Here is a 13109-nt window from a genome sequence, read left to right as displayed (position 1 = left end):
ATGCCCCTGCCTTCCGCGCCTGCCGTCGCCGTCATCCTCGCCGGGGGTCTTTCCCGCCGGATGGGTCGAGACAAGGCCGAAGTCTTGCTGGCGGGAACCAGACTGGTGGATCGCGTGGCCGCCCGGTTGCGTCACCAGAACCTGTCCGTATTCCTCAACGCGTCGGATGATCTCGGAACGTCGCTCCCCCTTGTTCCGGATACGCTGCAGGGTCATCGGGGGCCGCTTGCCGGAATTCTTGCCGCCATGCGCCACGGCGCAAGCCTGCGCGATCCCACGAGCCATGTGCTGACGGTGCCGATCGATAGCCCCTTCATACCGCTGGATCTTGCGGCCAGATTGAGCGCGGCTGCGACATCCGATGCAAGCATCGTGATCGCCGTGTCGCAAGGCGCTCTCCATCCGGTCGTCGGCTTTTGGCCGATCCGTTTGGCCGATGAGTTGCAGGCGTTTCTCGAAGGTCCGGAAAATCCGCGCATCAAGACGTTTCTGTCCCGCCACGATACCCGGACTGTCGAGTTTGCCGACATCGATACGCCCGTTGGTCCGTTCGACCCCTTCTTCAACGTCAATACGCCGGAGGACCTGCAATTGGCCCATCGCTACGTGGAGTTTGTGGGATGACCCCGAAGCTGTTTGGTATTGCTGGCTGGAAAAACTCCGGCAAGACGGGCCTCGCCGTACGCGTGGTGGAGGAGCTGACGCGCCGCGGTTTTCGCGTCTCGACCGTCAAGCACGCGCATCATGATTTCGATATCGATAAGGTCGGCGCAGACAGCTACCGTCATCGGCAGGCAGGCGCGCACGAGGTCGCCCTCGTCTCCGGCACGCGGTATGCAATCATGCACGAATTGCGTGGTGCCGATGAACCAAGCTTCGAGGAAATCATCTCCCGCCTCGCTCCGTGCGATATCGTCATCATCGAGGGCTACAAGCGCGAACCGATCCCGAAAATCGAGGCACGCCGCCTTGAAGCAGCCAAGCGCGAACCGCTGGCACCCAGCGATCCGTTCATTCTGGCCATCGCTGCGGATCATGCCGTGGAAGACACCGCCCTGCCCGTCTTCGATCTCGATGATACCAATGCGATTGTCGATTTCGTCATCGAGACGACAGGCCTGAAAGCCTGATGCGAAAAGACCGCCGGAACGATCTGGCCCGGCGGTCTCTGCATCATTCGGATACCGTTTAGCGGTTCTGTGCGACCGGCTTCACCAGCGCAGTGATACGACGGATCGTCACGCGGCGGTTCTGCTGCTCTGGTCCCTGTGTCGCGACCTTGAGGTAACGCTCGCCATAGCCCTGCGTCACCATGTTTTCCGGCGGAATACCAAAGGCATCCGTCAGAACTCGCGCAACCGATTCGGCTCGGCGGTCGGAAAGCACAAGATTGCTCTCGTCAGAGCCGACAGCATCCGTATGGCCTTCGATCAGGAAGGTCTCGGATGGATCGCGATCCAGAACCTTCTTGATGGCGTCCGCCACCTTCCGCAGGCTGGATGCCTGGTTCATCGGAATGTCGGCACTGCCCGTGGCAAAAGTGACTGTATCGAGATCGATACGACGAACCTTGTCGCGGATACGGGCCGAGTAACGCACTTCATCGACGGAGTAGACCCGCTCCACCCGTTCGACAGGCGGCTGTTCGAGGAAGCGATAGTAGTCGCGATCCGGATCGCTGGTCGTGTCTATGATATACTGGTTGACCGGAATCGTCAGGCGCATCGGGGGCAATTCGGCACCCGGATCACGCCAGCGGTAGTCGCGATCGGCCCGTTCATCGGCAAGCTCCGGCGCATAGAACAGGATGATTTCGCGGCCATCGCGTCCGACGCGAGAACGCTGGACCACATCGCCATAGCGATTTCGGATCGTCACGATCTGCACGCCGCCATCACGCTCGTAGATCTCACGGGTGCGTCCACCCGGCAGACGGTCATATTCGGGACGATAGCCGTCGCTGATGAAACGCTCACTATCGTCATGGCGAACGAAGGTCCGGTTATCGAACTGAATGATCACGCGGCCATCATCGGCACGGCGCACGTCATCCCAGCCACGTGGGTCTTCGAAGCGCGGGCGCTCGCGCAATCTCTCACCCTGAACGCGCGAGAAGGACTCGATGCGAACAGGTGCTGCCTGTTGCCCACCCGGCGCGGCTGCCTGGGCAGCGGCATCGGATGTCGGCGGTGGTGGCGGCGGAGCTGTCGGTGCTGGTACAGGCGCCTGCGCCTGACCTGGCGCCGGAGGCATACCGGGACGCTGACCATCTCGACGCTGACCCGGAGCAGCCGGTGCTCCGGGCTGGCCCGGTGCTGCGGCAGCGGCAGGCGCTTCCTTGGCACTATCAAGCACAGCGGCACCATTCTGGACAGGCAGGACCACTGGTCCCTGAGCCTGCGCGGGATTGTTGGCGATGGCCTTTGCCCGCTCGATTTCCTGCGGCGTGGTCGGTGACGCAGCAACAGGAGGCTGACCTGCTGCCTGGCCTGCTGCTTGACCGGGAGCCGGCGCAACGGCTGGAGCGTCGGAACGCTGGCCCGGCGCTACCGGCGGCTGGGCGGGTGCAGGTGCAGCCGGTGGCTGGGCAGCAGGCGGAGCTGCCGGGGGTGCTGCTGGAGGAGCAGGTGGAACGGATGGCTGCGTGCCGGCAGCGGGCGGTACTGCAGGAGGGTCGGCAGGTGCCGGTCTCCCGGGCTCGCCCTGAGGCGCCTGACCCTGAGGCGATTGACCCTGGGGCGCTTGACCTTGAGGCGCTACACCGGGGCGTGTTTCAGGTCGCGCATCGTTGCGCGGACGTTCACCCGCTGGACGTTCACCTGCCGGGCGCTCTCCCGCAGGACGCTCGGCACTTGGACGCTCGGCACTTGGGCGCTGCGCAGGTTCAGCCGGTGGTGCCGCGCGCTGCGCTGGCTCGGCAGGCGGCGCGGGACGTTCGGCAGGTGCCGGCTCTGCAGCTTTCGGCTCCCGACGTGGCGGATTATCGCCCTGCGGCTTCGGCTCTCTCTGGGGCTCTGGCTTGGCTTCCGGTTTGGGCTGTTCGGTTCTTGGCTGCTCTGCCTTGGGCTGTTCTGCCTTGGGTTCGGGCGCTGCACGGGCAGGTGCTTCCGCTGGCGGCTCGGCTCGCTTGGGTCGCGGCTGCTCGCCCTGCGGTTCAGCACGTTGAGGTTCACCACGCGGGCGACCCTGCGGCTCGGCCTGCGGTTCAGCGGCGGGACGCTCCGGGCGGGCGCCACCCTGCGCGCCGCGCGGCTGCTCGGGCTCTCCACGCGGGCCTCCGCCCTGCGCCTCTGGCGGCGGGCGACGCTTCTTCTGCTCTTCCTCGCCTGCTGCACCTTCCGGTCCCGGCGGCGGAGCCTGAACGTGAATGATGTCGGACTGGATGCCCTGTGCAGGCACCTGAATGCCCGGCATCGCGGCATGCACGCTGGGTGCCAGAAGGCTGATGGAAATCAATGGCATCGCCACACTGGCGAGGAGTATTGTACGCTTGGGCATGATTGCTCCCTAACTGCGTTATCAGTCGGTCGTCCCGAAGCATCGGCCCGAAAATCAGGGATTTTCGGCAAGAACGATGCGTAGATGCAGATGCAAGGGTGTCATACCGACGATGGTAGGACACCCTTGCCGATACCCTTCTTTTTCAGGGGCATTCGGCTCGCACCAACGGGAAGGTCAGTACTTTGTTCCAGAGGGAAATTGGCGCCGCGCCGCCTGAACCGGCGATGAATCGCTTTGGCAGCAGTTATTCATATTGAGTGCTAAGACATTGAATACAAACAATAATAAGCGTGATTTAGCGTCTTGACCTTAAGCTTCGGTTAAGGCTCCAATGGTCCAATCTTCTTGGCAAACCGCAAATTGCCGCAGAAGAGATCGACGTTACGGAGCCACGGAATGACGCCTGAAATGGAACTGATGCTGAAGGGCTACGGCATGACAACGGCCCAGATCCTCTATCGCATGCCCGACCACAAGAACCTGCTGCAGACCTATATCTGGCAGCATTACGATCTCGCCCCGGACTTCCCGGAAATGAAGACCTTTCTCAAATTCTGGCAGGAGAAGCTGGACGGGCCATTGCACTCGGTGCGCTATGTCCACCGAAAACTCATCGCGGCCAATGAATGGCGTGCTCTGAAGGGCGAATTCATCATCCACTGAGAACACGAAATGTCGGCAAATGCCGCCTGCGCTTGCCTTCCGGCGACCTTCAGCTTAAAGCCGCCTCTCTAGAGACGAAGTTTTGACGAGAGGCAGCCATGAGCAAGATCGACGAAGAAGCACTGGCGGAAGCCTATAACCGTGCGCTTGCGCTGGAAAAGTCGGGCGAGATCGATGCAGCCGTTGCTGCCTACCAGCAGGTGCTGGAAATCGATCCGGACGATCATGGTGGCGCGGCCGTCCGCATTGCGGCCATGGGCCGTGGCGAAACACCCCCCAAGGCCCCGGATGCCTATGTCGAGACGCTGTTCGATCAGCACGCCGAGAGCTTCGAGGATATCCTTGTCGAACAGCTTGGCTATGCGGTCCCCGTTCTGGTGCGCCAGCGCCTTCAGGATCTGAAGCTCGGACCATTCAAGCGCATGCTGGATCTCGGTTGCGGCACCGGCCTTACCGGCGGCACCCTGCGCGACATGGTGGACGATATCACCGGCATCGACATCTCCGAAAACATGGTTGAGATCGCCCACGAGAAGGATCTCTACGAGACGCTTTACGTCGCGGAAGTCGAGGACTTTCTCGAAGACAACGACGATGAAGCCTTTGATCTCGTTACGGCAACCGACGTCCTTCCCTATCTGGGTGCGCTGGAGCCACTTTTCTTCGGCGCGGCGGAAAACATGGTGGAAGGCGGCATTTTCGTCTTCTCGTCGGAAACATTGCCGGAAGAGGTTTTCGCAGGCCGCTCCTACATGGTCGGCCCGCATCAGCGCTTTGCCCACGCTGAAGCCTATGTGCGCGAGCGCCTTGCCGCCACCGGTTTCGAACTGATCGAGATATCCGAAATCAATGTGCGCATGCAGGATGGCAACCCTACCCCCGGACATCTGGTGATTGCCCGCCTGAAGGGCTGAACAACGCGATCCGGCCATTCCAATTTGTTTGGAACCGCTCTAGATTGAAGAAGCGCCGGGGCTCGCATTGGGCCTCGACGTTGCTTGGCGGTCTTTGCCTGCTGCCTGTCCCATAGACTCCCCGATCTGGAACGGAACTTATGCTGTATTTCCTTCTCAAGGCCCTGCACGTCGCATCGGACATCATCTGGGTCGGCGGCATGCTGATCAACGCCTTCGTCATCTCCATGGTGCCCGCCCCCATCCGCGGTGGCGTCATCACGGCCCTCCGCCGGTATGATCGCATCGTCACCACCGGCGCGCTTGCGGGCGTCTGGGTCTTCGGCCTCATTCTGGCAATCGGCTATATTGGCTTTTCCGGCGGCTGGCTTCACCTGAAGCTACTGATCGTCGTCATGCTGTCCGCCCTGCATGGCATGCAGAGCGCCTGGTTGCGCCGAATGGAAGCCAACCCGCTTCTGGATCCCCCTGCTTTCGTGCGCGCGGGCATGCCTATCGTGCTTGTTTCCACCATCGTCATCGTACTTCTGGCGATCGTGAAACCCTTCTGATCGTTGCTGTTCAACGATCCTTCAGGATCGCGGCCAGCAATTTGCCTTCCAGTTCCGCCAGTCCAGCATCCCCGTGCTTGCGCGGATGCTGCTGCGGAATGGCAAGGTCGAGCGAGATCCGGCCCTCGTCCAGCACGATCACCCGGTCGGCCAGATGCACCGCCTCACTCACATCGTGGGTAACGAGAACGGCGGTGAAACCCAGTTCCCGCCAGACACGGGCGATCAGGGTCTGCATGCTGATGCGCGTGAGAGCATCCAGCGCGCCGAGCGGTTCATCCAGCACCAGAAGGCCGGGCCTGCTGACCAGCGCCCTTGCAAGAGCAACGCGCTGCCTCTGACCGCCCGATAGCTGGGAGGGCCATTCCTCAGCCTTGTTGCGCAGGTGCACTTCCCACAGCGCTGCAAGCGCCTTCGTCCGGGCCTCGTCCTTGTCGACACCCTCGCCCAGACCAACCGCCACGTTCTTGGCGACGTTGAACCAGGGTAGCAGTCGAGGCTCCTGAAACACGATGCGCGCGTCGGCCTTGGCGGGATTCCCGCCCTCGTCGCGAAATGCAATCTCGCCGCCAGTGTGCTGGTCGAGACCGACCAGCAGCCTTAGAAGCGTGCTCTTGCCACAGCCGCTTTTCCCGACAATGGCCACGAATTGCCCGGCCTCGATATCGAGATCGATTCCACGCAGCACCTGATTGTCGCCAAAGTGTTTTTCAACGCCACGCAGATGGAGAGAAACCGCCTGCGTTGTCGTGGATGCAACATCGGGACGAGGGCCATGCGTGCTGCTAGAAGAAGCTAATGTTGCCGGACGTTCATGAATATGGAGAGACATCGCTGATCCTCACTTCTGATAGGCTGCATTCCAGGAAAGCGTCCAGCCTTCCAGGCGGCGTGCAATCACATCGGCAAGCTTGCCAAGCAGCGCGTAGATCACAAGCGCCAGCACGACGACGTCTGTCATCATGAACTCGCGGGCGTTGTTGGCCATGTAGCCGAGACCGGAAGATGCTGCGATGGACTCAGACACGATCAGCGTCAGCCACATGATGCCGAGCGCATAGCGTAGACCGACGAAGATGGAGGGAAGCGCACCGGGGAAGATGACCTTGCGGAACAGAGACCAACGGCTCATGCCGTAAATCCGGCCCATCTCCAACAGATCCCGGTCCACGTTGCGCACACCGTGATAGGTATTGAGATAGATCGGGAACAGCACACCCAGTGAGGTCAAGAACAGCTTTGCCTCCTCGCCAATCCCGAACCACAGAATGACCAGCGGAATAAGAGCGAGATGCGGAATGGTACGAACCATTTGCAGCGTCGTATCGGTCAGCTGTTCGGAAAGCTTCGACACACCGTTGATGATGCCGAGAAGAAAGCCGATCGTGCCACCGACCAGAAGACCCGCCAGCGCGCGTCCGGCGCTGACGAGGATATTATGCCCGAGGTCACCGCTCGCGGCTTCGCTCCAGAAGGCTTGGCTAACCGCAACCGGTGACGGCATGATCCGGTCGGATATGAACCCGGTTGAGGACCCGAACTGCCATAGCGCAATCAGGGTCACAGGCACGACAAGCGGAAGAACATGCGCGCGGCCAAGTCTTGGGAAGGAAGGGATGCGTTTGTTCGTCTGCTTCAGCGTGCGGCTGAACGTGAGATCGGCAAGTGCCATGAGAGTCTCCTCAAACCGGGTTCAATTCAGCAGAAGCAGCTCAGGAAGCTGCCACTGCTCGCAGTGTCTGGTGCCCACCACCGGAAAAGACCGTGCGTTGGGAAAACTCGCTACCGAAGCCTGTGCGCTGCGGAAGCGTGGTAATTCCCAATTCCGGGAACAGAAGCTCGGCCACCCGGTACGCCTCTTCCAGATGCGGATAGCCGGACCCAATCACCGTCTCGATGCCGATCTCCTGATACTCGCGCAGCCGTGCTGCCACGGTCTTCGGTGAGCCAACCAGCGCCGTGCCTGCACCGGATCGCACGAGCCCGATACCCGCCCAGAGGTTCGGGGAAACCTCAAGCTTGTCGCGACGGCCGCCGTGAAGAGCCGCCATGCGCTGCTGTCCAACGGAATCAGAGGCCGTGGCAAAATGCGCCTGTGCCTTGGCGATTGTTTCGTCGTCGAGCTTGGAGATCAGCCTGTCGGCCGCTTCCCACGCCTCCTCGTCCGTCTCACGAACGATGAAGTGCAGGCGAATGCCGAATGAAACGTCCCTGCCCTTTGCCGCGGCGGATTTGCGAACCCGCGCCACCTTCTCCGCCACCTGTTCCGGCGGTTCGCCCCAGGTCAGATATTTGTCTGCACGCCCGGTGGAGAATTCTATCCCCGCATCGGAAGAGCCGCCGAAATACAGCGGTGGGCGCGGCTGCTGGATCGAAGGGAAGCCAAGGCGGGCTTCCTTGGCCTTGATGTGCTTGCCATCAAGGTCCGCCTTGCCGGTCGCCAGCAGATCTTCGAACACCTGGAAGAACTCTTCCGCATGGTCGTATCGCTCGTCATGCGGCAGGAAGATCCCGTCACCAGCCAGTTCGGCAGGCGCACCGCCCACAACGATGTTCAGCAGAAGACGCCCTTCCGTGATGCGGTCCAGCGTCGATGCAAGGCGCGCATAATAGGCTGGCGATGCCGTGCCTGGGCGAATGGCCACCAGAAACTTCAGGCGTTCCGTGAAAGGTGCCAGCGAGGCCGCTGTCACGAAGCTCTCTTCGCAGGATACGCCGGTCGGCAACAGCACGCCGCTGTAACCGAGACGATCCACCGCAACCGCGATCTCTCGCAGATACAGATTGTCCGGCGCCCGGTTCAGATCACTGGCTCCGATATAGCTGCCGTCGCCGCTGGTCGGAATGAACCACAGAAAATCGATGGGTTTTTGCGTATTAGACATTGTGTCACTCCCTTTCGTGGGTTCAGCTTGCCTTCGGGCGCCAGACGATGTCCGTGATCGTCAGCTTCTTCGGAATGATCTTGAGTTCGAAAAACTCGTCCGCGAGCGCCTGCTGGTAGGCAATCGCCTGATCCGAGATCGTGCCAACGTCCCCGAGGTTGAAGCCTGTGCGCTGAAGCGTCTTGCGGGTAATGTCTTCCGGCACGCCGGTGATGGCAGAGAGCGCCGGAACCGTCTTGTCCAGGTTGGCCTGCGCCCGCTTGCCCACCTGCGCCAACTCGTCGAAGATCTCGAGAATGAGCCCACCGTTTTCCTTGGCGAAATCGCCGTTGGCGAGGAAGTAGCTCCAGCTGTCGACAATGCCCTGCGCCGTCGTCAGCACGCGCGTCTGCGGATCAGCTTCAGCAACCGCCGTGTAGGGATCCCAGATCGACCAGGCATCGATGCTGCCATTCTTGAATGCCGCTGCAGCATCCGGTGGCGCAAGGTCGACCAGCGTCACGTCCGTCAGGGAAAGCCCACCCTTGCGCAGAACCTTCACCGCGACATTGTGTGCGCTGGAGCCGCGCTTGAACGCCAGCTTCTTGCCCTTCAGATCGGCAATCGTCTTGATCGGCGAATCCGCCTTGACCAGAATTGCCGAGCCTTCGGAGCTGCCCTTGTACGTTCCTGCATAGACCAGGTTACCACGCGCAGCCTGTGCAAACAGCGGTGGCACATCGCCCGTTGGCCCGAAGTCCAGCGCGCCAGCACCCAGCGCCTCCAAAAGCGGCGGCCCGGATGAAAACTCGGACCAGGTGATTGTCACACCCTTGGCCGCAAAACGCTTCTCCAGCGCACCTTCTGCCTTCGCAAGCGCCAGAACGCCGCCCTTCTGCCAACCAATTCTGATGGTCGTGGTCGCGGCTCGTGTGATGCCGGGTAGCGTTAGTGTGGAAGCGACAACAGCGCCACCGAATAGAGCCAGCGTCTGCCGGCGTGAAAAATCAGTCATGTCCCCATCTCCAGATTTTCAACCGGCGTCCGAGCGTCCGGTGGTTCAGCGATGAGGTAAGGCTCCCATAGACGACCAATAGCATCGACATAAGAAAATCTCTTTTCAGCGATGCAAACGATAATTTCTTCCAATTCTATGGACTATTATGATTATCCACTTCCGGCGTGTTGGATTTCGCGTGCTTCCGTGGGATGAAAAACTGGTCTAATGAAAGCCAGCACTCAAAGAGGAATGGGTAATGGCAAAGGTAGCTTTCATCGGTCTCGGCGTTATGGGCTTTCCAATGGCGGGACACCTGAAGGAAAAAGGCGGACACGAGGTGTCTGTGTACAACCGCACAACCGCCAAGGCTGAGGCCTGGGTGTCGAAGTTTGGCGGTCGTTTGGGTAAGACACCGGCAGAAGCTGCCGAAGGTGCCGATTTCGTTTTCACCTGCGTCGGCAATGATGATGATCTTCGCTCGGTTACCATTGGACCGGACGGTGTTCTTGCCGCCATGAAGCCGGGCGCCATTCTGATCGACAACACCACCGCTTCTGCAGAAGTGGCGCGGGAACTGGCGCAGGCGGCCTCCGCCAAGGGCTGTGGCTTCATCGATGCCCCGGTGTCCGGCGGCCAGGCAGGCGCGGAAAACGGCGTCCTCACCGTCATGTGCGGTGGCGATCAGGCGACCTTCGATACAGCAAAACCGGTCATCGATGCCTATGCCCGCATGGTCGGCCTCATGGGTCCGGTCGGCGCAGGCCAACTGGCCAAGATGATGAACCAGATCTGCATTGCCGGTCTCGTTCAGGGCCTTTCAGAGGCTGTTCACTTCGGCAAGAAGGCAGGCATGGATATCGAAAAGGTGGTTGAAGTCATCTCGAAGGGCGCGGCCGGCTCCTGGCAGATGGAAAATCGCCACAAGACGATGAACGCAGGAAAATACGACTTCGGCTTTGCTGTCGACTGGATGCGCAAGGATCTTGACATCGTACTGACCGAGGCCAAGCGCAACGGCGCAACCTTGCCCGTGACAGCGCTTGTCGATCAATTCTACGCCGAGGTTCAGAAAATGGGCGGCAACCGTTGGGACACCTCATCCCTGCTGGCACGGCTCGAGAAGTAAGAAAATTGCAGCCTCGGGCCAATCCGGTACGAGGCTGCCTCCTACATCGGCAGCGGCCAGACGACAACAAAAGGCGCTAGTCCGAAGATGACGCCAAGCACCAGTAGAAATGTATTCCGTCCTGAGGTGTGATTGAACGCAGGTTCGGATTCCACTCTCAGCTTCATCACCTGCAGGATGTTGCGCACGATGCTGGTCTCATCCGCATTCGGATTTTCGAAAATCTCTGCCAGCTCAGTCTCCGCATTGGGAAACGGGTCGCGAAGCAAGTGTGCCGAACTGGATGCAAGCTTTCGCAAGGCGCGTGTAGCCAGCATGGCAGATGCGACGAGGCAACCAATAGCCAGAAGTGCAAACCCGATCCGTATCAGGCTGCCGGGGTCGCTTCCCAACTCGGCACCCAGACGGATCGCTGCTGCATAAAGTGTTACCAGACCGGCGACAGCACTCAGCGACAGACCGAAATTTAGCCGGTAGTGGTTCATCACCAGGTGACGTGAACCTTCCAGGTGCTCCAGGTGGATTTTCACGAGCAGTTCGACCGCCAGTTTCCTGGCCTCGAACCGGATGCGCCGCTCTTCGATCTGGGACGTCTCCATCAATCCTCAACTTGATCCGAGGAACCACCTGTCGAAACGGTAGACGGCCGTGCGGATAGCTCGGCTGCCGCTTACTCTTCGCCGGAACGCTGGTTGTCGAGCATCATGTAATCCAGCGGCAATTCCGTCGTGTACTTGATCTGCTCCATCGCAAACACCGAGGACACATCGCGGATCTCGATCTTGGAGATCATCCGCTTGTAGAATGCATCATAGGCGGCGATATCCGGCACGACGACGCGCAGAAGGTAATCCACATCGCCGCTCATACGGTAGAACTCCACCACTTCCGGGAATTCCGAGATGACTTCCGAGAAACGCTTCAGCCATTCCATGGAGTGACTGTTGGTGCGGATGGAGACGAAAACGGTCACTTTGGTGTTGACCTTGGCCGGATCGAGCAGCGCTACGCGACGCCGAATAACGCCATCCTCTTCCATCTTCTGGATGCGGCGCCAGCAAGGCGTGGTGGAAAGACCGACCTTCTTGGCAAGATCGGCCACGGCAAGTGTCGAGTCTTCCTGCAAAATGCGCAGAATCTTGCGGTCAAGACGATCCATATTCGCTCCTTCAGAGATTATTTTTCTTCATAGCCTGAAATTTGGAGCAAGTAACCGAAAATCGTTTCAACGAATAAGGCTGTCCACACTCTGTCGCAAAACGGGAAGCAGGTCTGCCTCGAACCACGGATTGCGCTTCAACCAGCCGCTGTTGCGCCAGCTTGGATGCGGCAACGGCAGGATGCGCACACCATCATTGACCATAAAACTTCGTCGCCAGTTGAACACCGTGTCTGTCATGCTTTGTTTGCCTGCGTGGTTCAGATGCCAGCCTTGGGCATACCCACCGATTGCGAGAACAAGTTCGATCTGCGGCATCGCATCAATCACGGCACGACGCCACAGGGGCGCGCATTCCCGGCGCGGCGGCAGGTCATGCCCCTTGGCATCGTAGCCGGGAAAGCAAAAACCCATCGGCGCGATCGCAAACTTCGCCGGATCGTAAAACTCCTCGCGCGTCACAGCCAACCATTGGCGCAGCCTGTCGCCGGATGCATCGTCGAACGGTATGCCGCTTTCATGAACGCGAAGCCCAGGCGCCTGCCCCGCAATCAAAATCCTGGCTGTAGAGGACATGACGACAACGGGCCGGGGTTCATGCGGCAGCCGGTCCTCAATGCCTTTGGCAGGAACATCCCGGCAGATCCGGCAGGCAGAAATCGCCGTCTGCAAGATTTCGATACGCTGCTCATCACCCGTCAAAGCCATTGCAGAGACAGTACTCCTTTCAAACCATCAAGCATATTGGAGAAATCGACGCCCTGATTTTCACGCTTCCGCTCTCTCCGCCACTGTGACGGACGCTGAAACCGTCCGGCCCAGATGCCGCGCTTTTCGTTTTCGGCTTTCAGCTGTTCACGCTGATAGGTCAGCAACCCCGCTGAAAGCGCAAACCCTGTACGAACCATCTGGACGTTCAGATTTGTATTCTGCCGATAACATATGACGAGCGGGCGGTCGTAACGGTCCACCTCCGTACCACGACACTCGACATCACCGTCCTTGACGAGGTCCACCAGTTGCTCCCGCGCAGCCTTTCCGCAAGGCCAGGGCCGGTCATCCACGGTGCGGCACGTTTGGTCCAGCTCCGGCGCATCAATGCCCGACAACCGCAAACGAGTCCCCATCTGCGCAAGCGTATCGCCATCGATGACATGGAAGGGGCCACGGAAAACCTTCTGCTCGCCCCCGCCCTGCAGCATGTTGGCCACAAATAGAAGTCCCAGAATGAAACAAGCAGTCAGGATCCAGTCCTGCGCCCTTCGGTAACGTCGATGCCTTCTATATGCACTCATTCAAATTCGATCTTAGAGCGGAATTCGACCTGATTG

Annotated in this window: 15 protein-coding genes; 6 read left to right on the top strand and 9 right to left on the bottom strand. The window is 60.0% G+C overall.

Features of this window, described 5'->3' with window-relative positions; translation table 11 throughout:
* Window positions 1-624 (top strand): molybdenum cofactor guanylyltransferase MobA, encoded by a 624-nt coding sequence (mobA, locus tag ASD54_RS09155; RefSeq protein ID WP_062554271.1) that lies wholly within the window; start codon window positions 1-3, stop codon window positions 622-624.
* Window positions 621-1130 (top strand): molybdopterin-guanine dinucleotide biosynthesis protein B, encoded by a 510-nt coding sequence (gene mobB, locus ASD54_RS09150; RefSeq protein WP_062554270.1) that lies wholly within the window; start codon window positions 621-623, stop codon window positions 1128-1130. The genes mobA and mobB overlap by 4 nt, the downstream gene beginning before the upstream one ends.
* Before the next feature lie 58 nt (window positions 1131-1188).
* Here the strand turns inward: mobB and ASD54_RS09145 are convergent, their stop codons facing one another.
* Window positions 1189-3498, bottom strand: a complete 2310-nt coding sequence (locus ASD54_RS09145) for an OmpA family protein (RefSeq protein ID WP_062554269.1) — start codon at window positions 3496-3498, stop codon at window positions 1189-1191.
* Window positions 3499-3897: 399 nt separating this feature from the next.
* Between ASD54_RS09145 and ASD54_RS09140 the strand changes: the two genes are divergently transcribed.
* The 3 genes from ASD54_RS09140 (at window position 3898) to ASD54_RS09130 (ending at window position 5629) form a co-directional block, all read left to right on the top strand.
* Window positions 3898-4164: an usg protein gene (locus ASD54_RS09140; protein WP_062554268.1), complete on the top strand. Its 267-nt coding sequence runs from the start codon at window positions 3898-3900 to the stop codon at window positions 4162-4164.
* A 98-nt stretch (window positions 4165-4262) separates the two neighbouring features.
* Entirely contained in the window at window positions 4263-5078 is an 816-nt protein-coding gene (locus tag ASD54_RS09135; RefSeq protein ID WP_062554267.1) for a methyltransferase domain-containing protein, read from the top strand.
* 140 nt (window positions 5079-5218) lie between these two features.
* Window positions 5219-5629 carry a CopD family protein gene (locus ASD54_RS09130; protein WP_062554266.1) on the top strand — a complete coding sequence of 137 codons (411 nt, stop codon included), beginning with the start codon at window positions 5219-5221 and terminating at the stop codon, window positions 5627-5629.
* Window positions 5630-5639: 10 nt separating this feature from the next.
* Here ASD54_RS09130 and ASD54_RS09125 read toward each other — a convergent pair whose 3' ends face one another.
* From ASD54_RS09125 to ASD54_RS09110, 4 genes are read right to left on the bottom strand one after another with little or no spacing between them, the layout of a single operon-like run.
* Complete coding sequence (locus tag ASD54_RS09125) at window positions 5640-6461, bottom strand: ATP-binding cassette domain-containing protein (protein ID WP_082547155.1); 822 nt, start codon at window positions 6459-6461, stop codon at window positions 5640-5642.
* A 9-nt stretch (window positions 6462-6470) separates the two neighbouring features.
* Window positions 6471-7301 (bottom strand): ABC transporter permease subunit, encoded by an 831-nt coding sequence (locus tag ASD54_RS09120; RefSeq protein WP_062554265.1) that lies wholly within the window; start codon window positions 7299-7301, stop codon window positions 6471-6473.
* A gap of 40 nt (window positions 7302-7341) precedes the next feature.
* The gene (gene ssuD, locus ASD54_RS09115; protein ID WP_062554264.1) at window positions 7342-8514 is read right to left on the bottom strand and encodes an FMNH2-dependent alkanesulfonate monooxygenase; all 1173 of its coding nucleotides are present in this window, start codon (window positions 8512-8514) and stop codon (window positions 7342-7344) included.
* 22 nt (window positions 8515-8536) lie between these two features.
* Window positions 8537-9508 (bottom strand): aliphatic sulfonate ABC transporter substrate-binding protein, encoded by a 972-nt coding sequence (locus tag ASD54_RS09110; RefSeq protein WP_062554263.1) that lies wholly within the window; start codon window positions 9506-9508, stop codon window positions 8537-8539.
* Between the two features lie 241 nt (window positions 9509-9749).
* Between ASD54_RS09110 and ASD54_RS09105 the strand changes: the two genes are divergently transcribed.
* Window positions 9750-10619, top strand: coding sequence for an NAD(P)-dependent oxidoreductase (locus tag ASD54_RS09105; RefSeq protein ID WP_062554262.1), 870 nt, complete (start codon window positions 9750-9752; stop codon window positions 10617-10619).
* A 41-nt stretch (window positions 10620-10660) separates the two neighbouring features.
* On the opposite strand, the gene ASD54_RS09100 is transcribed toward ASD54_RS09105, so the two are convergent.
* The 4 genes from ASD54_RS09100 to ASD54_RS09085 all read right to left on the bottom strand — a co-directional run bounded on the left by ASD54_RS09100 (window position 10661) and on the right by ASD54_RS09085 (window position 13073).
* Window positions 10661-11218: a hypothetical protein gene (locus ASD54_RS09100; protein WP_062554261.1), complete on the bottom strand. Its 558-nt coding sequence runs from the start codon at window positions 11216-11218 to the stop codon at window positions 10661-10663.
* Window positions 11219-11289: 71 nt separating this feature from the next.
* The gene (locus ASD54_RS09095) at window positions 11290-11778 is read right to left on the bottom strand and encodes an Lrp/AsnC family transcriptional regulator (protein WP_062554260.1); all 489 of its coding nucleotides are present in this window, start codon (window positions 11776-11778) and stop codon (window positions 11290-11292) included.
* Window positions 11779-11844: 66 nt separating this feature from the next.
* On the bottom strand, window positions 11845-12486 hold the full coding sequence (locus ASD54_RS09090; RefSeq protein WP_062554259.1) for a uracil-DNA glycosylase family protein: 642 nt from the start codon (window positions 12484-12486) through the stop codon (window positions 11845-11847).
* Window positions 12477-13073 (bottom strand): thermonuclease family protein, encoded by a 597-nt coding sequence (locus ASD54_RS09085; RefSeq protein ID WP_082547154.1) that lies wholly within the window; start codon window positions 13071-13073, stop codon window positions 12477-12479. Before ASD54_RS09085 ends, ASD54_RS09090 begins: the two co-directional genes overlap by 10 nt.
* Window positions 13074-13109: the final 36 nt, after the last annotated feature.

Source organism: Rhizobium sp. Root149 (assembly GCF_001427345.1).
GTDB lineage: Bacteria > Pseudomonadota > Alphaproteobacteria > Rhizobiales > Rhizobiaceae > Neorhizobium > Neorhizobium rhizoryzae.
Note: the sequence above shows the minus strand (reverse complement) of the source record. Positions and strands in the feature narration are given on the sequence as shown.

Bases quoted from the DNA above. Each gene is read 5' to 3' on its own strand.
- ASD54_RS09105 (WP_062554262.1), top strand. From the start codon at position 9,750: ATGGCAAAGGTAGCTTTCATCGGTCTCGGCGTTATGGGCTTTCCAATG.
- ssuD (WP_062554264.1), bottom strand. From the start codon at position 8,514: ATGTCTAATACGCAAAAACCCATCGATTTTCTGTGGTTCATTCCGACC.
- ASD54_RS09140 (WP_062554268.1), top strand. From the start codon at position 3,898: ATGACGCCTGAAATGGAACTGATGCTGAAGGGCTACGGCATGACAACG.
- ASD54_RS09145 (WP_062554269.1), bottom strand. From the start codon at position 3,498: ATGCCCAAGCGTACAATACTCCTCGCCAGTGTGGCGATGCCATTGATT.
- ASD54_RS09120 (WP_062554265.1), bottom strand. From the start codon at position 7,301: ATGGCACTTGCCGATCTCACGTTCAGCCGCACGCTGAAGCAGACGAAC.
- ASD54_RS09110 (WP_062554263.1), bottom strand. From the start codon at position 9,508: ATGACTGATTTTTCACGCCGGCAGACGCTGGCTCTATTCGGTGGCGCT.
- ASD54_RS09100 (WP_062554261.1), bottom strand. From the start codon at position 11,218: ATGGAGACGTCCCAGATCGAAGAGCGGCGCATCCGGTTCGAGGCCAGG.
- mobA (WP_062554271.1), top strand. From the start codon at position 1: ATGCCCCTGCCTTCCGCGCCTGCCGTCGCCGTCATCCTCGCCGGGGGT.
- ASD54_RS09130 (WP_062554266.1), top strand. From the start codon at position 5,219: ATGCTGTATTTCCTTCTCAAGGCCCTGCACGTCGCATCGGACATCATC.
- ASD54_RS09095 (WP_062554260.1), bottom strand. From the start codon at position 11,778: ATGGATCGTCTTGACCGCAAGATTCTGCGCATTTTGCAGGAAGACTCG.
- ASD54_RS09135 (WP_062554267.1), top strand. From the start codon at position 4,263: ATGAGCAAGATCGACGAAGAAGCACTGGCGGAAGCCTATAACCGTGCG.
- mobB (WP_062554270.1), top strand. From the start codon at position 621: ATGACCCCGAAGCTGTTTGGTATTGCTGGCTGGAAAAACTCCGGCAAG.
- ASD54_RS09085 (WP_082547154.1), bottom strand. From the start codon at position 13,073: ATGAGTGCATATAGAAGGCATCGACGTTACCGAAGGGCGCAGGACTGG.
- ASD54_RS09090 (WP_062554259.1), bottom strand. From the start codon at position 12,486: ATGGCTTTGACGGGTGATGAGCAGCGTATCGAAATCTTGCAGACGGCG.
- ASD54_RS09125 (WP_082547155.1), bottom strand. From the start codon at position 6,461: ATGTCTCTCCATATTCATGAACGTCCGGCAACATTAGCTTCTTCTAGC.